The 21,063-nt window shown below is 38.8% G+C and carries 20 protein-coding genes and 1 tRNA gene; 19 read left to right on the top strand and 2 right to left on the bottom strand.

Annotated elements, in window-relative coordinates:
• Positions 1-2: 2 nt before the first annotated feature.
• The 16 genes from KH286_RS05005 (at position 3) to KH286_RS04930 (ending at position 15,059) form a co-directional block, all read left to right on the top strand.
• Positions 3-1,178: an MBL fold metallo-hydrolase gene (locus tag KH286_RS05005; protein WP_278617710.1), complete on the top strand. Its 1,176-nt coding sequence runs from the start codon at positions 3-5 to the stop codon at positions 1,176-1,178.
• Positions 1,179-1,499: 321 nt separating this feature from the next.
• Positions 1,500-2,684: a multidrug effflux MFS transporter gene (locus KH286_RS05000; protein WP_004698001.1), complete on the top strand. Its 1,185-nt coding sequence runs from the start codon at positions 1,500-1,502 to the stop codon at positions 2,682-2,684.
• A gap of 141 nt (positions 2,685-2,825) precedes the next feature.
• A complete protein-coding gene (gene rpsF, locus KH286_RS04995; protein ID WP_004693799.1) occupies positions 2,826-3,110 on the top strand; it encodes a 30S ribosomal protein S6 in 285 nt (94 codons plus the stop codon).
• Between the two features lie 19 nt (positions 3,111-3,129).
• Entirely contained in the window at positions 3,130-3,528 is a 399-nt protein-coding gene (locus KH286_RS04990) for a single-stranded DNA-binding protein (protein ID WP_004693797.1), read from the top strand.
• Positions 3,529-3,567: 39 nt separating this feature from the next.
• On the top strand, positions 3,568-3,798 hold the full coding sequence (gene rpsR / locus KH286_RS04985) for a 30S ribosomal protein S18 (protein WP_004697977.1): 231 nt from the start codon (positions 3,568-3,570) through the stop codon (positions 3,796-3,798).
• 425 nt (positions 3,799-4,223) lie between these two features.
• Positions 4,224-4,910, top strand: coding sequence for a carboxymuconolactone decarboxylase family protein (locus tag KH286_RS04980; RefSeq protein WP_004697971.1), 687 nt, complete (start codon positions 4,224-4,226; stop codon positions 4,908-4,910).
• 201 nt (positions 4,911-5,111) lie between these two features.
• Positions 5,112-5,771, top strand: coding sequence for a tRNA (guanosine(46)-N7)-methyltransferase TrmB (gene trmB / locus KH286_RS04975; protein ID WP_004697974.1), 660 nt, complete (start codon positions 5,112-5,114; stop codon positions 5,769-5,771).
• A 1-nt stretch (position 5,772) separates the two neighbouring features.
• On the top strand, positions 5,773-7,116 hold the full coding sequence (locus tag KH286_RS04970; protein ID WP_004697970.1) for an FtsW/RodA/SpoVE family cell cycle protein: 1,344 nt from the start codon (positions 5,773-5,775) through the stop codon (positions 7,114-7,116).
• A gap of 110 nt (positions 7,117-7,226) precedes the next feature.
• Positions 7,227-8,510, top strand: coding sequence for a uracil permease (uraA, locus tag KH286_RS04965; RefSeq protein WP_004698003.1), 1,284 nt, complete (start codon positions 7,227-7,229; stop codon positions 8,508-8,510).
• Between the two features lie 197 nt (positions 8,511-8,707).
• The gene (locus tag KH286_RS04960) at positions 8,708-9,172 is read left to right on the top strand and encodes an NfeD family protein (protein WP_118091020.1); all 465 of its coding nucleotides are present in this window, start codon (positions 8,708-8,710) and stop codon (positions 9,170-9,172) included.
• A 36-nt stretch (positions 9,173-9,208) separates the two neighbouring features.
• Entirely contained in the window at positions 9,209-10,165 is a 957-nt protein-coding gene (gene floA / locus KH286_RS04955; RefSeq protein WP_004693762.1) for a flotillin-like protein FloA, read from the top strand.
• An 8-nt stretch (positions 10,166-10,173) separates the two neighbouring features.
• Positions 10,174-10,830 carry a hypothetical protein gene (locus KH286_RS04950; RefSeq protein ID WP_004697973.1) on the top strand — a complete coding sequence of 219 codons (657 nt, stop codon included), beginning with the start codon at positions 10,174-10,176 and terminating at the stop codon, positions 10,828-10,830.
• A gap of 252 nt (positions 10,831-11,082) precedes the next feature.
• On the top strand, positions 11,083-11,814 hold the full coding sequence (locus KH286_RS04945; protein WP_004697991.1) for a hypothetical protein: 732 nt from the start codon (positions 11,083-11,085) through the stop codon (positions 11,812-11,814).
• 54 nt (positions 11,815-11,868) lie between these two features.
• The gene (locus KH286_RS04940; RefSeq protein ID WP_004697985.1) at positions 11,869-12,807 is read left to right on the top strand and encodes a hypothetical protein; all 939 of its coding nucleotides are present in this window, start codon (positions 11,869-11,871) and stop codon (positions 12,805-12,807) included.
• A gap of 148 nt (positions 12,808-12,955) precedes the next feature.
• The gene (locus KH286_RS04935; RefSeq protein ID WP_004693754.1) at positions 12,956-13,549 is read left to right on the top strand and encodes a hypothetical protein; all 594 of its coding nucleotides are present in this window, start codon (positions 12,956-12,958) and stop codon (positions 13,547-13,549) included.
• A gap of 223 nt (positions 13,550-13,772) precedes the next feature.
• Complete coding sequence (locus tag KH286_RS04930) at positions 13,773-15,059, top strand: MFS transporter (RefSeq protein WP_155086384.1); 1,287 nt, start codon at positions 13,773-13,775, stop codon at positions 15,057-15,059.
• A gap of 77 nt (positions 15,060-15,136) precedes the next feature.
• On the opposite strand, the gene pepT is transcribed toward KH286_RS04930, so the two are convergent.
• Positions 15,137-16,360, bottom strand: coding sequence for a peptidase T (pepT, locus tag KH286_RS04925; protein ID WP_118091019.1), 1,224 nt, complete (start codon positions 16,358-16,360; stop codon positions 15,137-15,139).
• Between the two features lie 247 nt (positions 16,361-16,607).
• On the opposite strand from pepT, the gene KH286_RS04920 reads away from it, so the two are divergent.
• The 3 genes from KH286_RS04920 (at position 16,608) to mmuM (ending at position 20,784) form a co-directional block, all read left to right on the top strand.
• Positions 16,608-18,545: an OPT family oligopeptide transporter gene (locus KH286_RS04920; RefSeq protein WP_004697976.1), complete on the top strand. Its 1,938-nt coding sequence runs from the start codon at positions 16,608-16,610 to the stop codon at positions 18,543-18,545.
• A 351-nt stretch (positions 18,546-18,896) separates the two neighbouring features.
• Positions 18,897-19,682, top strand: a complete 786-nt coding sequence (locus KH286_RS04915) for a basic amino acid ABC transporter substrate-binding protein (protein WP_004698013.1) — start codon at positions 18,897-18,899, stop codon at positions 19,680-19,682.
• Between the two features lie 76 nt (positions 19,683-19,758).
• Positions 19,759-20,784: a homocysteine S-methyltransferase gene (gene mmuM / locus KH286_RS04910; protein ID WP_118091017.1), complete on the top strand. Its 1,026-nt coding sequence runs from the start codon at positions 19,759-19,761 to the stop codon at positions 20,782-20,784.
• A 96-nt stretch (positions 20,785-20,880) separates the two neighbouring features.
• On the opposite strand, the gene KH286_RS04905 is transcribed toward mmuM, so the two are convergent.
• Positions 20,881-20,971 (bottom strand) — tRNA-Ser (locus KH286_RS04905).
• Between the last annotated feature and the right edge of the window lie 92 nt (positions 20,972-21,063).

The following is a 21,063-nucleotide window of genomic DNA, read 5'->3' as shown; positions in this document are numbered from 1 at the left end:
GTATGAATGTAGTTATACACCGTGGCACTCATCAGATTGGTGGTAGTGCTATAGAAATTAGTACAGCATCTACTCGCATTATGTTAGATTTTGGTAATGAATTAAGTTTAGATGAAAAGTACACACCTATAAATCTGGATATAGAAGGCGTTACAAAAGGAAAGCTGGATTGTGACGGTATTGTGATTTCTCATTATCATATGGATCACTTAGGCCAACTAACCTCTGCACTATCAGAAATTCCATTATATATGGGTGAATTAAGTAAGGAAATCGCGCTAATAGGTGCTGAGTATCAAGATAGAGGTTTATACTTGCGCTTATTAGGTGTTAATACATTTCGTGGGGGAGAGGCTTTCACTATTGGTGATATACGGATTAGGCCTTTGGTTATTGACCATAGTGCCGCTGATAGTTATATGTTTGTTATTGAGGCTGAAGGTAAACACATTTTATATACAGGTGATTTCCGGATGCATGGGCTGCGTCAACATGTATTAGAGAAGTTAGTTAAGACCTATATAGGTGAGGTTGATGTATTAATTACAGAAGGAACTTCATTATCTAGAGATGCCAATGACCCTATAGCTGAAGTAGCTGTATTAGACGATATTTCTTCTTATATTCAAGATGGAAAATATGTTTTTGTTATGTGTTCCTCTACGAATATTGACCGTATTATGGGGATTTGGCAGAATATGCCAACTAATAAAGTACTCATTTGTGATGCTTATCAGAAAAGAATATTAGATACTGTGATTAATAATGTATATTATGAAAGTTCTTTGTATCGTAGACATGATAGCCCATTAGTTATTGATAAAGGAAGGTATCCTAAATACTATATGGAACATGGATTTGTATCCTTAGTAAGAGGGACAGAAAATTTTATTTCTAAAATTAAAGAGTTCCCTAAAGATGATGTACGTATTATATATTCCATGTGGACAGGATATATTGAGGAGAATTTAGCATTGAAAGAATTGTTAGATACATATCCATCTTATATATGTCATGCCAGTGGTCATGTCTCAAAGGACGATTTAGTTCAGTTCATAGAAATGGTTGATCCTGATATTGTTATTCCGGTTCATACTGATATCCCTGAAAAACTAAAGAGAATACTGCCTAATAGAAATGTTTATGTCGTTAATGATAAAGAGCCATTTATCATATAATTCCTTTAAGAAATTCTATTTATGTTGTATAATAAATAAAAAGAGAGCCATCGACGTGTGGTAGCGTTAGGCTCATCTTATAAACATTTTTTAGGATTGCCTAGCGTGCGAGTATTTTGTATACTCTGTTGCGTTAGGCTTTTGTCTTTATACTATTTGAATAGTGCAAAGAGTGATATTACTATAGACCAATTTTTGCGTAGTATTTTACTACGCTTTTTTATTGAAAAAATCAAAACTTTATATAGCATTAATTTTATTTCTGATATAATCTAAATAAATACATATTATAGTGCGGTTTTATATGAAAGTGGTGTCTTTATGCTGACGATTAGCAATAAGGGATGGCTTTTTACGTCTATATTAAGTGCTTTGATGGCGTTTACATCGTTGTCAACGGATATTTATTTGCCAGCTATGCCTGAGATGGGGCGTGACCTCAATGGTGATGCGGAGCTTACGTTGACGGGTTTCTTAATTGGGTTTGCGCTAGCTCAGCTTTTTTGGGGCGCCGTTAGTGATAAAATTGGTCGTAAGAAGCCGCTGATTATAGGGATAGTTTTATTTATTATTGGTTCTGCAGGTTGTGCCTTGAGTTCCTCTATGATGGAGTTATTGGCTTGGCGTGTGTTTCAGGCATTTGGTGCCTGTGTAGGACCGATGCTATCACGGGCTATGATCCGTGACTTATATGGTCGGACTGAGGCGGCTAAAATGTTGTCTACATTGGCCATTGTTATGGCTATAGCGCCTATAGCAGGCCCAATGTTAGCCGGACATTTACTTGTATGGTATACATGGCATTCTATATTCTGGTTGCTTGTTGGTATAGGGCTTTTAATGCTCGTTGCCGTATTAGTGCTTCCGGAAACACATCCCGTAGAGAAGAGGAGCAAAAAGTCTATAGGCCATACCTATAATAATTATTGGATTTTATTACGCAATAAAGGGTTTATGAAATATACCCTATGTGTTAGCTCATTTTATATTGCCATTTATGCGTTTTTAACGGGATCGCCTTATGTATATATAGATGTGTATGAAGTGCCCAAAGAATATTTTGGTTATCTCTTTTCTGTCAATATTATTGGTGTTATGTTGTTAAGTGCTATTAATCGTCGTATTGTAAGTGCTATACGCCTTGATAGACTATTGAAATATGCCACACTATTTGCTGCTGTTTGTGTATCCATTGTTATGGGCTTGATGTTCTTAGATTACCATTCATTGTGGCTAATCGTTATTGGCTGTTTTTTATTCTTCTCTATGAACGGTATCATTGCTGCTGTAACTAATGCATTAGCTTTAGATAGAGCAGGTAGAATGGCTGGATCTGGGGCGGCACTATTAGGTGCCATGCAATATGGTAGTGGTATTGTGTCATCGTTGATACTTACCTTCTTACCAAATGATACGGCCTATCCTATGATGGGGGTAATAGCCATATTTGTAATTATCTGTGCTATTATTGCTTTTCCTGAGGATGAAAAATATAATCGTATATAATATTGGTGAAAGCAAGGACTTAAACTGAGCCCTTGCTTTCATCATTTTTTTAGGTTATAATAGTAAGGCTTATTGATGGTAAGCACTTCCTACCCCTATGTGTCGATAGGGGCATTAGTCCGAAAGAGGAGGTGATTTTGTATGAACAAATACGAAGTCATGTTTATTGTGAAACCAGCTGAAGAGGAAGCAACTAACGCTGTTATTGAAAAAGTAGAAGCTTTAATTGCTCGTGTAGGCGGCACAGTAGAAAAGGTAGATCGTTGGGGCAAGCGTCGTCTTGCTTACGCGGTGAAGAAATTCACTGACGGTTTCTATGTATTGATCAACTTTGAGGCAGCTCCTGCTGAAATCAAAGAAATCGATCGTGTATTGAAAATCAACGATGAAGTCCTAAGACATCTAATTGTTAAACACGAAGCATAATTAAAGCCTGGAGGAAAACATGAACTCTGTACAAATTCTAGGTAATTTAGCTCGTGATCCTGAAGTACGCTATACCAAAACTGGTCGTGCGGTAGCAACTTTCACAGTAGCTGCCACAAATACCTATATTGATTCCACAACAAATGAGACGAAAGAACAAACTGCTTTCATCAACTGTGTTGCATGGGGCAAACTTGGTGAAGCGGCAGGCAATCTTCGTAAAGGCAGTCGTTGCTTTGTAGAGGGTCGTTTGCAAACTCGTTCCTACGAGACTCAGGATGGTCAAAAACGGTACGTTACTGAAGTGGTGGCGAACTTTGTGGGCCAATCCCTTGATATGAATACTAATTCTTTTGAAGGTGGCTCCAATTTTGATAGTTTCAGTACAGGCGGCGATGACGAAAACATCCCGTTCTAGTGTCAGGGACTCCTACTAATTCGAAAAGGAGGATTCGCAATGAGAAGAGATAGAGGCAGAAAGCCAAGAAGAAAAGTATGCGTTTTCTGTGCAGACCATATCGATCAAATCGACTATAAAGATGTTGCTAAACTTCGTCGTTTTACGACTGAACGTGGTAAAATCTTACCTCGTCGTATTTCCGGTACTTGCGCAAAACATCAACGCAAATTGACTACAGCTATCAAACGTGCACGTGCAATCGCTTTATTGCCATTCACTGCTGAATAATTGATGAATCAAGGCGGTACAACCATTTGGTTGTACCGCCTTTTTGCGTTCTTTGGAACGGCTATATAATTTTAATGATTCTATTTTTCTAATGGATCATAAACCGAAATGGTAGAAAATTATAGTTGTAAGGAATATTAGTATGTTACGATAGTCATTAATCTCTTTGATAAAATAGTAGAGGTGCATTTTGATGTATTGTTAAGTGTGGTTTATAAATATATAATTTTTATAGATAAATATATATAATTTATTAAAAAATTATAGATTTTTTTCGAATAGGACTATAAAAATTAGATGAAGTATTATATAATAATATCTACAGTATGTATTACAGTAGAACAGTAAAATAAATCCATTGATAATATACGCTACTATTGCAGTATTATACAATTAGTATTAATGATAAGGGAGATTGTAAGACTTTGAAAAGAGTATTAACCTTAACATTAGCCGTGGCCATCGTTGCCGGTGGCTATATGTTTGAGGCTAATGGGGCGGGAGAACAACCTTCTAAACAGGCACCATCTATATCTGAGATAAATATATATACGCCAAAAGAGCTTAATGCACGTCAGAAAGACTTGGTTGAAATCGGCCGCTATACTGCGTCTGGTGATCAAGGTGCATTAAAGAGTGTAATTGCATCTGCTATTGAGCGAGGCACGTTGACGCCGCAAGAGGTGAGTATTGCCATTCGTCAGCTTTACTCTGCTGCGGGCTTGAAACAAATGAATGCTGCTTTAGCTACATTTGATCAATTACGTGATGAACGCCCTGAGTTTGGCGATGAGTACGAAAAATTGGTACCAAAGCAAACAGGACTTAGTGCTTTATTGGGGAATGGCACTAATGGGGCACCTTTAACAAAGCCGAAAGCTGAGGAAGCAAAAGAGGGGGTTCAATATAATACGTTCCGTATGAAAAAACCAAAACCTCAAAATCGTAATCGTTCACGTCTAGGTAAATTGGACCGTGAATTGGTCGCTGCGGCAGCATTAGGTACTCGAGTTGGTAAAAATAATCTTTTCACTGCAGCTGAAAAGAGTTTATCTGAACTTGGCCTAAGTCAATATCAAATTGAAAACTTAGAAGCTATGATTTTCCAATAAAATGTAGACCTACTTCTTTCGGAAGTAGGTCTTTTCTTATGGCTTTTACGTTCACAGTTCCATTGATTAGGGTTAAATCCATAGAATGTAATTGACGTTTAATGTCCCCTTTTCTATAATTAATAAGATAGGTATATGACCTGTAATAATAAATATAAATAAATATAAACATATTTTTAAAAATAGATGTAAGGAGAAAGTATGCGCCTTCGTAGAAAACCATGGATTGATGAAGCTATCCACGAATATGACTCTCATATTATTTTGTCTGGCCAAGAAGCGTATAAAGGCAAGTGGTGTGAATTATTTGAACATCCTGAGTACCCATTATATATGGAACTAGGGACGGGGAAAGGTCGCTTTATTGCGGGGATGTCTGAAGCGTATCCAAATGCTAACTTCGTAGGTTTTGAAGTGCAGCTGGGGGTTATTTATTATGCAGCACAAAAAATCTTTGAAGGGGAGCGGAACAATGCAAAGGTATCTTTATTTGATATCGCAGGTATTGAAGAGATAGTAGCACCAGGTGAAGTTGATCGTTTCTATATTAACTTCTGTGATCCCTGGCCTAAGGCGAAACATGCAAAACGCCGCCTTACATATCACACATTCCTCGATCGTTATGCTCGTCTTTTGAAAGATGGTGGTGAAGTCCACTTCAAGACGGATAATGAAGGATTGTTTATGTTTTCTCTCGAAGAATTCAAAGAATGTGGTTGGGAGCTTAAAAATGTAACGTATGATTTACATAGTACGGACCTTCCAAATGTAAAGACTGAATATGAAGAAAAATTTAGTGAAAAAGGTCAACCTATTTTCCGCTTAGAAGCAATTAAGCCAAAAGTACAAAAGGAGGCTTAACATGGAAACACCGAATAAGGGGGATAGTCGGTGGGGCTCACTCTTTAAAAATGACTTACAAGGTATGCTCTTACCTATTCTTCTCATTACAATTATAGGTAGTGTAAATATCTTTAGTGCTACTTATATCAGCTCTATCTATGAAAATACAGGATTATTAGGCTACTTTTTAAAGCACATGACATTCTTGCTTTTGTCTATGGCGGTAGGCGTTATTTTGTATCGTTATGATTACCGTCAGTTACAGAAGCCTCACATGTTGCAAAGAATTATGATTGTTACATTAATTGGTATGATTTTGGTTCTTGTGATTGGTGCTGTCATTAATGGTGCGCGTCGTTGGATTGTTATTGGTCCTGTATCGATTCAACCTTCAGAATTTGCGAAATTAGCGGCCTTGATATGGACAGCGGCTAAATTGAGTACTATGCGAAAATGGGGAAAACCAAGGCATATTAACCCACTCATTAATTTACAAGGTTATTTTAGTGAACGTATAAGTTATATGTTGCCAATGTTAATATGGCCAACTATATTTGCAGGCTTAACAATCTTGCAACCAGATATGGGCACTACCGTATTGATTTTTGGCTTTTCATTTGTGCTCATCTATTTAGCGGGTTTTGATGGAAAATTCTTTGGCGGAGCTTTTGCGATAGCTGGATTTCTTGGCTTTATTGCAGCTCGTATGTCGCCATATCGTTGGGAACGTATTCAATCTTGGTTTGATCCTTGGCCTCATGCACAGGATATGGGGTATCAAACCGTTCAAGGCTTGTTGGCTGTAGGTTCTGGTGGCATTTTAGGCGAAGGCTTTATGCAAGGTACATCAAAGTATTTTTACTTACCAGAAGCACACACGGACTTTGCTTTTGCTGTATGGGCGCAAGAAATGGGCTTCATTGGTGCAGTGTTTGTTGTCGTTCTGATTGCAGCTTTTACCTATTTTGGGTTCCGCATTTCTAATAAGGCTCGTGATGAATTCGGGAAATGGTTAGCAATGGGAATAACATTGCTTATCAGTGGTCAGGCCTTGTTTAACATCGCCATGGTTTGTGGCATTATGCCTGTAACAGGTGTACCTTTGCCATTTATTAGTTATGGTGGTTCCTCATTGTTGATGAACTTTATGGCTATAGGCTTGTTAGCTAGCGTTGGTCGTCGCAATGTAGAAGGTGTAAAACAAGTTGGTACTGCTGAGGCTTTGCCATCTTTACGCGAGGAAACGCAAAGCCGATTCAAACCGGCTGCTCCTAAGAGTACTCAAAAAACGGAAATGCCTGGTCCATTTAGACCGAGAGAGACTAAAAAGCCTACTCGTAGAAGATCTAGGTCTGAACGTTGATATTTAACTTATGTAGTATAAGGTGAATATATTTAGTGTGGATTTATATAGCATCTCTTAAGAGGTGCTGTATAAATACAACGTACTTGTATTGTGTGTGAGGAGAAAAAATGAAGGATTATATTGATATCCAAGAACGCCCGTCCTGGGGTCGAATGTTGCCACTTAGTTTCCAACATTTATTTGCTATGTTTGGTTCTACTGTATTGGTACCATATTTGTTAAAAGTAGATCCGGCAACAGCTTTATTTATGAATGGTATCGGTACATTACTGTATTTATTTGTTTGTAAAGGTAAAATCCCTGCATATCTCGGATCTAGCTTTGCTTTCATTGCTCCTGTAGCAGGCGTATTATCTGCAGGTCTCGGTTATGAGGCCGCAAAGGGGGCCTTCGTTGTATTTGGTCTATCCTTTGTGATTTTATCTATTCTCGTTCGTTATATTGGTACTCGTTGGATTGATAAGTTATTCCCTCCAGCAGCGATGGGGGCTATCGTAGCTATTATCGGATTGGAATTAGCGCCAGTAGCGATGAGTATGTCTGGCCTTATTGGCAATCAAGATTTAGGCATGAGCCACAGCCAAGCTATTTTTATCTCTATGTTTTCCTTAGTTGTTACCTTGCTTGGTACTGTTGTGTTCCGTGGCTTCTTAGCTGTAATCCCTGTTTTGATTGGAGTTGTTTCCGGCTATATCTTGTCTGCCTTCATGGGCGTTGTTGATTTCTCTGGTGTAGAGGCTGCTCCTTGGTTCTCTTTACCACAGTTCTATGGCATGCCTGTATTTGATATTAATGCCATTATTATGATTATGCCAGCACTCTTTGTAGTATTTGCTGAGCACGTAGGTCACTTAGTTGTAACTAGTAATATCGTATCAAAAGACTTGATGAAAGAACCAGGTTTACAACGTTCTTTACTTGGTGATGGTCTTGCGAACATCCTTTCTGGTTTCTTTGGTGCTACACCAAATACGACATACGGTGAAAATATCGGTGTCCTCGCTATTACTCGTTGCTTTAGCGTATGGGTAATTGGTGGTGCTGCAGTTCTTGCGATGATTATCTCCTTTGTAGGTAAAGTAGCAGCTCTTATTCATGCTATTCCAGTACCAGTTATGGGTGGTGTATCTATTCTCTTGTTCGGTATCATTGCAGCATCCGGTTTGCGCATGCTTGTAGAACGTAAGGTGGATTATACAAACCCTGTTAATATGATTCTTACATCCGTTATCCTTGTAGTAGGTCTTAGCGGCGCAGAACTTGCTGTTGGACCTGTAGTGTTAAAAGGGATGGGGCTTGCTACTGTAGTAGGTATGGCGATGAGCATTTGCTTATTGATCCTTCAAAAAACAGGCGTTGGCAACGACCAATTGAAAAAAACAGAAGTATAACCTTATACGACTTCGAGCTCTTGGCATAGAACCTTGAGATTAAAGTAAATTGACTTGTATTCAATATAATAAACGACTACTGAATCAGATTGTATCTGTGAAAGTAGTCGTTTTTATTTAGTGTCTTTATAATTTATCCTCAATATTGTATAATGAACATATAAGTTGCATAAAATTAATTATAGAGAGGAGGGCCTATGGAGTTTTTAATATGGATGGCTATCGGTGTTTCCTTGATGGCTGTAGAACTCGTAGTACCAGGCGGTATTTTAGGTCTTATCGGTTATTGCGCATTCCTTTGGGGCGTTTATGTAGCTCTTGGGGAAGGTACGGTAGCATTGTATGCCGTACTAGGATTAACAGCCTTGTTAATTGTCATTATCATCGTGTTCTTTAATCACTTTGAAAAGACTTGGATAGGCAAATTGTTTACTTTAGGGCAACGATCTACGACAAAAGCTGGTTATATATCTAATGATGTATTAGAAGATTTGGCTGGCAAGGAAGGCGTAGCTCATACAACACTACGCCCTGCAGGTATTGCTAAAATTAATGGTAATTTGGTAGATGTTGTGACCGAAGGTGACTTCATCGATGCCGGTTCACCTATTGTGGTACTTCGCGTTGTAGGTGGCCGCAATATTGTTAGAAAGCGAGATTAAGCTTTCGCAACATCGTTGTAAATAATGGAGGTTATTATGGATGTAGGTATTTTAATTTTGATTCCCATTTTGCTGATTGGTATTATGGTATTCTTATATGTTGTGCCATTAGGGCTTTGGGTATCTGCTCTAGCAGCGGGCGTTAACGTAGGTATCTTTACACTTGTAGGTATGCGCTTACGTCGTGTAAATCCGTCTCAAATCGTAATGCCTTTGATTAAAGCTAATAAAGCTGGTCTTGATGTGAATGTAAATCAGTTGGAAGCGCATTACCTAGCTGGTGGTGACGTTGACCGCGTTGTAGACGCTTTGATTGCCGCTGAACGGGCATCTATTCCATTGACCTTTGAACGTTCCGCAGCTATCGACCTCGCAGGTCGTGATGTATTGGAAGCGGTTCAAATGTCCGTTAATCCTAAGGTTATTGAAACTCCAATTATCTCTGCAGTAGCAAAAAATGGTATCGAATTGAAAGTTCGTGCTCGTGTAACTGTACGTGCTAATATCGATCGCCTCGTTGGTGGTGCTGGTGAGGCTACAATTATTGCCCGCGTAGGTGAAGGTATCGTTACGACCGTAGGTTCCTCTGAAGAACATACAGATGTATTGGAAAATCCAGATCACATTTCCCGTACTGTATTGGGTAAAGGCCTTGATGCGGGTACTGCATTCGAAATCTTGTCCATCGATATCGCTGACGTAGACGTGGGACGTAACATTGGCGCTCAATTGCAAACTGACCAAGCGGAAGCGGATAAGAAAATCGCTCAAGCTCGTGCGGAAGAACGTCGTGCAATGGCTGTTGCTACAGAACAAGAAATGCGTGCTAAAACACAAGACATGCAAGCTAAGGTTGTGGAAGCACAAGCTGAAGTCCCTAAAGCATTGGCAGAAGCTTTCAGAAATGGTAATCTTGGCGTTATGGATTACTACAATATGAACAATATTATTGCAGACACTAAAATGCGTGAAAACTTAGCAGATGGTGAATAGGAGTAGCTATGGACTCTATTTTGTCTTCAGTGCTATCCATCTTTTCGCATAATCCAATCTTTGTTTTAGGTATCATAGCGTACATTGCTTTTTCCATTATAAAAAATAAGAATACTGAAGAGTCTGAAGAGTATGATGAGTATGAAAGCTCTAGTGGCGGAACTTGGGAAGATATGGAGCGCGAATATGGCATCTCCATAGAACGCAAGGTAGATGAACCGTCTATGGATGATTTGTCTAAGGTTGATGACTTTTATCGGGACTCTTATGAAGATAAACCGATTGTAAATCAGCAACCAGAAGCACCATCGAAAACTATGGAGGACATACATTTCAATGAAGAGGCTGCAGCAGCTCAACGAGATATTGAAGCCTTATCAATGAAAAGTTCCAGTAGCACTCCAAGTTATACTACCAGTAAGACTCGCTTAGATAGAGAAGCTGTTACGGGGCCGACCTTAAGTGAAAGACTAGCTGAGTTTAAACGAGATAAAGTAGCTAAAGAGGGGCAAGTTCTTATTGAAAATGTAGGCATTACAACTGCGCCTACTGCTCTAGCTGCGACTTCAACTCGCGGTCGTAAATCTAATCATGCTTTAAAAGAGGGCATGAAATGGTTCATCATTTTAAGTAAACCTAAAGCTCTTGAACGTAGATACCGTTAATGAAGTAATCTATTTATAAGTGTATAAACCAATTATGGTTTTATTGGAATATAAATAATAATGGATTGTGCACTGATGTGGTATAGCAACCATACTGTCACATATCATAATGTGGGGCATATAATTACATATTGAAAGAGGTTCCTATTGGTCACCTATGTGACTATTAGGAACCTCTTTTTTATTGTTTTTTCCTAGTGAAACTTTCACAATAATAGGGGAAGGAGTTCGTTTATAAGGAAAGGTAAAATTATGTATCGAAATGTGCGTGTTATACCAAAACAGTTGTTGTACCAATTATATATAGAGAAGCAATGGAGCGTTCGCGATGTGGCGGATTATTTTCAATGTAGTGTTGATACCATCATGCGCCGTATGAAAGCGTACGATATCGAACGGAGGCCTCTGAAGAAAGAAATCAATATGGTCCATGTACAAGCTTTGTATGAGACCGGTAAGTGGTCGCTCCATTCATTAGCAAAGCGTTATGATGTGTCTATTACGACGATAGCGAATCGCTTGAAAGAATATGGATTGGCTTGTCAGCAATCAAATAAAAACGTCTCTATAGATGTAGTACGTATATGTAGGGCTTATAAAAGTGGAAATAGTACAGATGCCATTGCTCGTATGTATGGTATATCGCGATGGAAAGTTCACCATGTATTGCGGCATATGGGGAATTGCTTACTTCCTAAAGTTCGAAAGCCTATGCGCGTAGAGGAGATGGCTTATTTATATATTCATCATCACATGAGTACAGATGACATTGGCCTAGCTTATGGGATACGTGGTTCTACAGTGGCAATTTATTTGCGAGAGCAAGGTATAGAAATAAGGGCAAATACTCTTGATCTAGACGAAAATAAGATTAAAAAACTCCGTGCTCAAGGTTATGGAGTTGCAAAGATTGCACAGGCGATGGGTTGCTCTACCTCTGCTGTGCGAAAGCGTCTAGCTATGAAAAAATATATCTCTCCTTGATGTAGTGTGGTAGATACTATATACTTAAATTTATACAATGATGGGAGGAATATTATGCTCGAAATTATATCTGCTTTAACACCGTTTTTATTACTGGGCTTAGTGGCTGCTGGTTTATCTCGCCTTTCTGGGGTAGCCTTATCTATGGTTGTAGTACCAACTTTATTGATTTGGGGTGCAACTGCGGTTGACGTAATCGCCTTTATGTTGCTCTTTGTGGTGTACAACAACTTCACTATGGAAACACAAGATATTCGTTTAGATTATAAAGATCTTGTCTTATTCCCTAAATGGCGCTTGTGCATTCCCTTTATTTTGAGTTTGGTGAGCGCTTTCTTTGTTCCTGCTGCAGGCATTGCTGTTTTTATGGCTTGCTTTGTTTTAGAGTTATTGGCTACTGTGTATAAACGCATTCCTGAAAATAAACGACCTCGTTTACAGCGCGTAATAGTAGCATCGATTTTGAGTGCTGTTGCAACAGCTGTAGGTGCTTATATAGGTCCTAAAATTCCTAGTGAATTCTACTTTGTCTGTGTAGGCGTAGCCATTTTAATCGTTACGGACTTTGCATGGTATGCCGGCAAGCATAGAGATGCTTTTAGAAACGTATGGGATAGCATTTGGGCTGGTTTTAATATATTCTTAGGCATGTTTGGCATAGAGGCTTCATATTATCCAGCTGCACTTACGCGATCTATTCCAAATCCAATGGATCGCATGTTGCCTATGGTTACTGTAGTAGGTGGCTATGCAGGCCTTATGGTAGTATTCGGCTTTTATAACATTTTTTCTATACCGTCTTTAATTACGGCCATCGGTGCTGCTATAGGGATACGCCTCTTTGGTATGTATGAATTCCCTCGAAATGGCAGTTTCTCTTATTTGGCAATCGGTTTTGCCGTGGCTGCTGTAATTTGCTTGTACCTCGTATCTCCGACACCAGTTGGTTTTGATCATATTAATACCTTGGTTTCTCAACCAATTGGTCAATAATGATAGATAATGTAAGTCTGTTGATATATTTTAATAAGTTCTTTAGTTGCTTTTACATAGGAGCTAATTGGATTATAATGTGTGATATATCTCATATATTGTATTGAAAATTAAGTTCATATTAGAATGTGAAAGGAGTTGATGCTATATGGCAGAAACAATTGAAACAAGACCATTCCCTCCATTCTTACCAAAGAAGGCAACAGTCATGATGATGGGCACATTTCCTCCAGAACAATCAAAACGTGCTATGGAATTCCATTATCCAAATTTCCAAAATGATATGTGGCGTGTTTTTGGCCTCGTATTCTTTGATGAAAAGGATCATTTTAGAAATGGTGAGGAAAAAGCGATGGATCCTGAGAAGATTAAAGCCTTTTTGTCTGAAGCTGGAATTGCATCTTGTCCTACTGTTTTGAAAGCTATTCGCGAAAAGGAGAATGCATCTGATGCATTTCTTAAGGTCGTTGAACCAGTTCCACTTGCGGACGTACTGGAGCAAATCCCTGACTGTAAGCATATTGGTACAACAGGCGGCAAGGCTACGGAGATTTTATTGAGCCTTTTACCAGAAAAGGTTAAATTACCTAAAACTGGTGAAACAATTCCTTTTGTATTTAATGGTCGGGAATTGACATTGACACGTTTGCCATCTACATCACGTGCTTATCCGTTGAGCCTACCGAAAAAGGCTGAAGCGTATAAGAATTTCTTCAAAGCTTGTGGTCTAAAAACAAAATAAATATTTAAAGTAGCACCTTTAATAGTTGGCTTTGGGTCTTTTGGTCTCATCTGTCGCTATTGAAGGTGTTTTTATATCGTAAAAATATATGAGATATTAAAATGGAATTTAATGCATATTTATTGTGAATATGTAGTTTATTATAAATAAAATTGATGAGATATATAATATTTTAATTCTTGTTTTTTATAATGAGAGGTTTATAATTAACCGTTGTCGCAAACTGGTTGACAATAATTTAAAAAATGGAGTTGATAATATGGATAAGGCTAAGGAGGCCTTGTGGACAAAATCCTTTGTCCTTGATACTTTGATTAATTTCTTAGTATTTTTAATTTATTATTTATTAATCGTTATTATTGCGGTTGTAGCAAAAGATAATCTTCATGCTACGGCTAGTCAAGCGGGACTTGCTGTTGGTATATATATTATTGGCACCGTTGTAGCCCGTTTGTTGGCAGGGCGGTTTATCAGTATCCTAGGGTGTCGCAAGATGCTCTATTTAGGGTTATTGATTTACTTGATTTCAACGGCTATGTATTTCTACACACCTAATTTACTAATGCTTGATAGTGTTCGTTTCTTAAATGGTTTTGCTTATGGTATTACATCTACTGCTACAAGTACTATCATAGCTGCTATTATTCCTACGTCACGCCGTGGGGAAGGGATTAACTATTATGGCTTATCTACCTCTCTCGCCGCTGCAGTAGGGCCATTCTTAGGTATCTTGATGCTTCATAGTCTTGGTTATGATTTTATCATCGCATTCTGTGTTGCACTTATCATCCTTTGCGGTATTGGCTCTGTCATCATGAAATTTAATGAACCTAAACTTGGTATCGAATCAGAAGCACATAAGGGCATTAGAATCTCGGACTACATTGAACCACGGATGAATTCAATCAGTCTTGTTTCCATTCTAGTCGGCTTTGCATACTCTGGTGTTATTGGCTTTATGGCAGCCTACACAAAAGACCTAGATCTTATTATGGCAGGTACCTTCTTCTTTGTTGTATATGCTGTAGTTATTACTATAACAAGACCATTGCTTGGCATTGTGTTTGATATGAAAGGGGAAAACTTTGTTCTTTATCCTTGTTTTGTATCCTTAGCACTTGGTATTTTCTTATTATCCATCGCTCACTCCACATGGCTTGTGCTTTTATCGGCTGTGTTTGTTGGTCTTGGATATGGTACATTTATGTCCAACGGACAAGCTGTTACTGTTAAAATAGTACCTGTTCATCGTATTGGTGTTGCCACATCTACATACTTCATTGCCTTGGACATGGGGCTAGGCTTTGGCCCCTATATTTTAGGCGCTGTTAAAGAGGTTGTAGGTTATACTAGTATGTTCCATGTAACCGTTGTTGTGGCGCTCCTTGCACTAGTTGCTTATTATTTATTATATGGTCGTTATGTGGGGACTGAAAGAGATCTTTCTTTAAAAGCTCGCGCTGAAGAGGAAGAAATTAGAAATCGTAAGCGTAATAATAAGCTTGCGTAATATGTAAATTAAAAGGACTATACGAGCCTAGGCTCGTATAGTCCTTTTGGTTATCTACTACTGCTTTGCTAATGCTATTATTTTTCAATATTTACAATATTAACGATAACTTCAACAGCTTTTTTCATATCATCGATACATGCGAATTCATGACGGCCATGTAGGTTTTCTACGCCTGTAAAAATATTTGGTGTAGGAATGCCCATGAAGGAGATTTTGGATCCATCTGTGCCACCGCGAATAGGATCACAAATAGGTGTAATCCCAGCTTTTTCCATTGCTGCTTTGGCTACATTTACACATTCCATATTATCTTTGATGACATCGTACATGTTGTAGTATTGGTCTTTTACAGATACTTCACATACTTCACGACCATATATTTCGTTCAATGTTTGACCTGCTTGTAAGAAAAATGCTTTTTTCGCTTCAAACAATTCCTTATCATGGTCGCGGATAATGTAGTTCATTTTACCGGTATCTACTTGTGTTTCCATGCTCATGAGCATAAAGAAGCCTTGGCGACCGCAGGTGTGCTCAGGAACAGCTGCTCCTGGCAATAAAGCGTCAAATTGCATAGCTAGTTTAGCACAGTTGATCATAATGCCCTTGGCTGTGCCTGTGTGAACAGAAACGCCTTTCAGGGTAACAGTACCGCCAGCTGCATTAAAGGTTTCGTATTCAAGTTGTCCTAGACTTTCACCATCGATAGTGTAAGCATAGTCTACAGGAAATTGTTTAACATCGAAGTGGTCCGCACCAGTACCAATTTCTTCGTCTGGACCGAAAGCACACATGATTTTACCATGTTTGATTTCTGGATGAGCTACGAGGTAGGTGAGAGCTTCCATGATTTCACAGATTCCAGCCTTGTCGTCTCCACCGAGGAGTGTTAAACCATCGGTTACAACTAAGGATTTGCCAATATAATTTTTTAGATTTGGGAAATCTGCACGTCGGGTGAAGATTTGGTGCTCTTCGTTGAGGCAAATATCACTACCATCATAGTTTTCTACGATACGAGGCTTAATATTATCTGCGTTATAATCAGCTGTATCCATATGGGCAATGAAGCCGATGGAAGGAGCTTTCTCATCAGTGTTAGCATGTAATGTGCCGATGACAAAACCATTTTCACGATTATAAATAACCTCATCTAAACCTATTGCCTTTAAATCGGGAACGAGCACATTCGTAGCAAAGTCTACTTGAGTTTGAGTACTAGGAATGCTTGTACTTTCCTCATTAGACCGTGTATTTATGCTCGTATAGCGTACAAAACGTTCGACCATTGATTCCATAATGAAGCCTCCTCGTAAGTAAACATACGTGTTATACAGGGCAGTATACGATACCGTTACATAATAGAGATTCTTAATATACTTTCATTGTAGAACAGGGACGCCAAAAATGCAAAATAATTATTTATAGGGGGTGTGTTGTTTTATTCGCATAGTGCATAGAAAACCATTGAACCATGTGTAGTACCGTGTTAGTATAAAGGTGAATAGTTATACGTTTGTACTTTTTCTGTGAGGAGGTTTTATTATGTCGGACGAGGTTCGTTCCATTCCGCCCATAGAACCGGTGTTAGATCCTAAGAAAGATTACGTAGAGATTAACTCATATGTAGTCTTCTGGGGCTTGTTCTATGCGGCAGTTTTCACACTGGCTGTTGGCTATTTATGTTTGAAAATCGGTCAAACAGTAGATGCCTTTGCACCAGTATCTGTACTTGCTATGGGTACAGCAGTTATTTTAAAGCGGCAAAATGCTTTTGCCGAAACGGTACACATTCAAGCTATCGCTAGTTCTAGTACGAACACATTAGCAGGGGCTATGTTCTTCTTGCCAGCTCTTTACATCTGGAATGTAACAGATGTATCATTTGTACAAATGGCGATTCCTATCATTCTTGGCGGCGTTTTAGGTGTTTTATTATGCGTTATGTTCCGTCGCTATTTCGTTGAGGAAATGCACTATGTGTATCCGTTCCCAAGTGGTCGTGCTGCAGCGGAAGTATTGATGAGTAATGAAGGTAGCAAAGCAAAACTCATGCTTGGCTCTGGTTTAATTGCTCTCGTGTATGACTTTATTCTCAATAGTTTAGGGTGGTGGCAAGAGGTTATTCGCACTGCTACCTTTAAGTGGGGGGCAGCCCTTGCAGATCAAACTAAGCTAACCGCAGCGGTAGATACTGATGCAGCATTGCTTGGCCTTGGTTATTTCACGGGCCTTCGCTATGCGGCTATCATTGCAGCTGGTTCCTTCTTCTCTTGGTTTGTATGTATTCCAATTGTGTACTATTTAGCGCCTGAACATATCATGCAAATTGGCGGCCATGCAGTTCCATTAGGGGAGGCCCCAATTCGTAAGGTATTCCTTGATTATGTTCGTCATATTGGTATCGGCATGCTCGCTATGGCAGGCATCATCGGTCTAATTACAATGTCTAAAGTGGTAGCAAATGTTGTTAAAAATGCAGTGCTTGACATCTTTAGTTCTAAAACTGTAGATGTTAATTTGCTTCGTACACAACGTGACGTACCTACATCTTGGATTGGTGCTGGCATCTTGTTATGTACAGTTTTATTTGCAGCATATTTCCATTTTATGTATGCTGAAAGCTTCGGACAAACAATTGTAGCGTTCTTAATCGTTCTTATTATGTCCTTCCTATTGTCTGTAGTGGGAATTAGCTCCATCGCTTATACAGGTACGGAACCAGTTTCAGGTATGACAATCTTTATGATTATCATCTCCGCTGTATGCTTAACCGCAGCAGGTATGACTGGTAAGGTCGGCATGATTGCAGTCCTCATGATGGCATCCTTTATCGGTACTACTATTGGGATGGCTGGTAACTTTATGTCTGAGCTTAAGGTGGCACATATGACAGGTGCTACACCTAAGAAAATGGAACAATGGCAAATCGTTGGTACTATTCTTTGTGCCGTACTTTCTGTAGGTGTTATGATTCTTTTGAACGATGCTTATGGATTTGTAGGAGATCATGCATTAAATGCACCTCAAGCGAACGCTATGGCTGCCATCATTGAGCCAATGATGACTGGTGGTAGTGCTCAATGGCCTCTATACATGGCTGGCGCATTATTTGCAATCATCTTGTGGATGGTAAGAGTTCCACCGTTGGCATTTGCCTTGGGTACATACTTGCCAATGGAAATTAATACACCATTACTTATCGGAGGTTTGATTGCGTATCTTGTACAAAATAGTACAAAAGACAAAGAATTGGCAGATCTTCGCTTCTCCAAAGGTAGTACAATTGCCTCAGGTCTCGTAGCTGGTGGTGCTATTGGCTCCTTGTTCAGTGCGGTGCTTCGCATTGCAGGTGTTGATGTATTTGCTCAAGCTTGGGTAGAAACACCTGAAGCGACATATCTCAGTATCGTAATGTATTTATTACTCTGTACGTTCTTGTACAAGGTAGCTATGTATATAAAAGCTAAACATGCTAAATAAATTACATACTATATATCCTAAATGAATTGAATAGCTTATTTATTCTATAAATAACCAGGAATCCTCCATTTTGGAGATGACCGCCTTTATCAAGTTTCATCTATGCTTGGTAAAGGCGGTCTTTTTATATACTTAGGAATGTTATTTTCGATATAGCTAAAAACTATATCAATTCAATACCTATTGGTATAGTTGGATTTATTGACCCGTACTATATCGAATGTTATCATAAAACTATAATACCTTTAGAGGTATTATTTTTATTATGCTCATAAGTGTAAGTATAGATATATTAGTTGATTAAGAAGAACTCTGTTTCTAGATAGAACAGAGAGAAGTAAGGATAATAATATGAAATTTAAGAAAATAGCAGCTCTATTAGGGGCTTTCACCATTGCTAGTAGTTTATTAATCGCAGGCTGTGGTCAGGAGGGGAATAGTCAGAAGGCATGGCGCGTAGGTACTGATGCGACCTATGCACCATTTGGTTTTAAAGACAAAGATAGTGGTAAATTAGCTGGATTTGATATTGATATTATCAATGCGATTGCAAACGAAGAGGGCATAGAAGCAGATATTCAAAATCTAAACTTTGATGCGCTTTTACCAGCATTACAAAGTAACACCATCGACATCGCTATTTCGGATATGACTATTTCTGAAGAACGTGCAAAATCCGTTGATTTTAGTAAACCGTACTATATTGCAGGTAATGGTCTCGTTGTGAACATTGATAACACCAATATTAATAGCTTTAAGGATCTAGAAGGTAAACGCATTGGTGTATCCATCGGTTCTACTGGTGCAGAGATTGCTAGCAAGATTCCCAATGCCGATGTACGTCAGTTTAATATCATTGTCGATGCGTTCTTAGAATTGCAAAATAAAGGCGTCGATGTAGTTATCAATGATACACCAGTAAACGAATATTATGTTAATGGTAAGGGCAAAGGTATCGCAAAGGTTACTGGAGAGGACTATGATGCGGCACCACTAGGTATTGCTGTGAAAAAAGGCAATACAGAATTGCTTAACAAAATCAATGATGGTTTGGCTAAGATCAAAGCAAACGGTAAATATGCAGAAATTTATAAGAAATGGTTTGGTAAGGAGCCTCCAGCAGAGGTATTAAGATAGTTTGTAGATAGTACCAGAATGTATTATTTGATATAATATGCTAGGTAAGCCTCGTGTTATAAGAGGTATGTATAGAATGGGTGGTATGATGGCTAAACGAAGTGCATTTTTAGATATTATTAAGGAAAAGGGCGCCCTCGTCTTAGATGGGGCTTTAGGGACCGAATTAGAGCGTTATGGCTGTGATATTCAATATAAGTTGTGGTCTGCTAAGGTTCTCATGGATCAGCCAGATATCATTAAGAAAATACATATTTCTTATTTAGCTGCGGGCGCCGATATCATTCAAAGCTCTGGCTATCAAGCGACGGTAGCAGGCTTTAAAGGTTTAGGTTATGGTACGGAAGAAGCGATAGATCTCGTTAAACTTTCTGTTCGTTTAGCCGTGCAAGCTCGTAATGAGTTTTTAGAAGCAAAGGCGAGTGGAGCGCTTACATTGCGTGGTATTAAACTTGGTGAAGAGACTCCTGAGGGGGTTAGATATTTTTCTGAAGGTGCTTTACCTAAACCGTTGGTGGCAGCCTCTGTAGGACCTTATGGCGCTTTCTTGGCGGATGGCTCTGAATACCGTGGTTATCCTGATGTGCAAACAGAATATCTAGAGATATTCCATATTCCACGGCTAGCATTATTCTGTGAAGAAAATCCAGACATATTATCCTTTGAAACTATACCGTCTTATGCTGAAGCGATTGCTATTGCGAGAGCTATGTCTGATCCGTTTACATCCAAAGGTATTCCCGGATGGATTGCTTTTTCCTGTAAAGATGGGCACCATGTTTCTAGTGGCGAAACCATTATTAAATGTGCACAAATGATCGATAAGGTACATCCTATTACGGGGATTGGCATTAATTGTAGTAAACCAGAATATGTAGAATCATTGATAAAAGATATCCGTACCGTTACAGATAAACCAATTGCTGTATATCCTAATCTTGGTGAAAGCTATGATAGTAAAACTAAAACTTGGTATGGCGATGCTGCATCATTTGTAGACTACGTTGAGGTATGGCGAAAAGCTGGAGCTGAAATCATTGGTGGCTGTTGTAGAACAACACCTGAAATTATCGGTGATATTGCAAAGAAAATTCACAACTAATATAGTGTGATATATAAAAAGCTATTCGAGTATAATTCGAATAGCTTTTTCTTTATATGCAAATAAAAAAGCAGTGCGAAAGCACTGCTTTTACTATGGCGGAGAGACAGGGATTTGAACCCTGGGTACGGGATAACCGCACACATGATTTCCAATCATGCTCCTTCAGCCGCTCGGACACCTCTCCATGTATTCTGTTGTGTAACAGGTACTTGTATAGTATATGAAAAAGTTAGATTTATGTCAAGCAAAAAAATAGTAGAATTATTGCATATTTAC

It is taken from the genome of Veillonella parvula (assembly GCF_018378075.1).
GTDB lineage: Bacteria > Bacillota > Negativicutes > Veillonellales > Veillonellaceae > Veillonella > Veillonella parvula_K.
Note: the sequence above shows the minus strand (reverse complement) of the source record. Positions and strands in the feature narration are given on the sequence as shown.

What these genes read in the sequence shown, in the direction of transcription:
- KH286_RS05005 (WP_278617710.1), top strand. Translation starts at nt 3, where the DNA reads ATGAATGTAGTTATACACCGTGGCACTCATCAGATTGGTGGTAGTGCT.
- KH286_RS05000 (WP_004698001.1), top strand. Translation starts at nt 1,500, where the DNA reads ATGCTGACGATTAGCAATAAGGGATGGCTTTTTACGTCTATATTAAGT.
- rpsF (WP_004693799.1), top strand. Translation starts at nt 2,826, where the DNA reads ATGAACAAATACGAAGTCATGTTTATTGTGAAACCAGCTGAAGAGGAA.
- KH286_RS04990 (WP_004693797.1), top strand. Translation starts at nt 3,130, where the DNA reads ATGAACTCTGTACAAATTCTAGGTAATTTAGCTCGTGATCCTGAAGTA.
- rpsR (WP_004697977.1), top strand. Translation starts at nt 3,568, where the DNA reads ATGAGAAGAGATAGAGGCAGAAAGCCAAGAAGAAAAGTATGCGTTTTC.
- trmB (WP_004697974.1), top strand. Translation starts at nt 5,112, where the DNA reads ATGCGCCTTCGTAGAAAACCATGGATTGATGAAGCTATCCACGAATAT.
- KH286_RS04970 (WP_004697970.1), top strand. Translation starts at nt 5,773, where the DNA reads ATGGAAACACCGAATAAGGGGGATAGTCGGTGGGGCTCACTCTTTAAA.
- uraA (WP_004698003.1), top strand. Translation starts at nt 7,227, where the DNA reads ATGAAGGATTATATTGATATCCAAGAACGCCCGTCCTGGGGTCGAATG.
- KH286_RS04960 (WP_118091020.1), top strand. Translation starts at nt 8,708, where the DNA reads ATGGAGTTTTTAATATGGATGGCTATCGGTGTTTCCTTGATGGCTGTA.
- floA (WP_004693762.1), top strand. Translation starts at nt 9,209, where the DNA reads ATGGATGTAGGTATTTTAATTTTGATTCCCATTTTGCTGATTGGTATT.
- KH286_RS04950 (WP_004697973.1), top strand. Translation starts at nt 10,174, where the DNA reads ATGGACTCTATTTTGTCTTCAGTGCTATCCATCTTTTCGCATAATCCA.
- KH286_RS04945 (WP_004697991.1), top strand. Translation starts at nt 11,083, where the DNA reads ATGTATCGAAATGTGCGTGTTATACCAAAACAGTTGTTGTACCAATTA.
- KH286_RS04940 (WP_004697985.1), top strand. Translation starts at nt 11,869, where the DNA reads ATGCTCGAAATTATATCTGCTTTAACACCGTTTTTATTACTGGGCTTA.
- KH286_RS04935 (WP_004693754.1), top strand. Translation starts at nt 12,956, where the DNA reads ATGGCAGAAACAATTGAAACAAGACCATTCCCTCCATTCTTACCAAAG.
- pepT (WP_118091019.1), bottom strand. Translation starts at nt 16,360, where the DNA reads ATGGAATCAATGGTCGAACGTTTTGTACGCTATACGAGCATAAATACA.
- KH286_RS04920 (WP_004697976.1), top strand. Translation starts at nt 16,608, where the DNA reads ATGTCGGACGAGGTTCGTTCCATTCCGCCCATAGAACCGGTGTTAGAT.
- KH286_RS04915 (WP_004698013.1), top strand. Translation starts at nt 18,897, where the DNA reads ATGAAATTTAAGAAAATAGCAGCTCTATTAGGGGCTTTCACCATTGCT.
- mmuM (WP_118091017.1), top strand. Translation starts at nt 19,759, where the DNA reads ATGGGTGGTATGATGGCTAAACGAAGTGCATTTTTAGATATTATTAAG.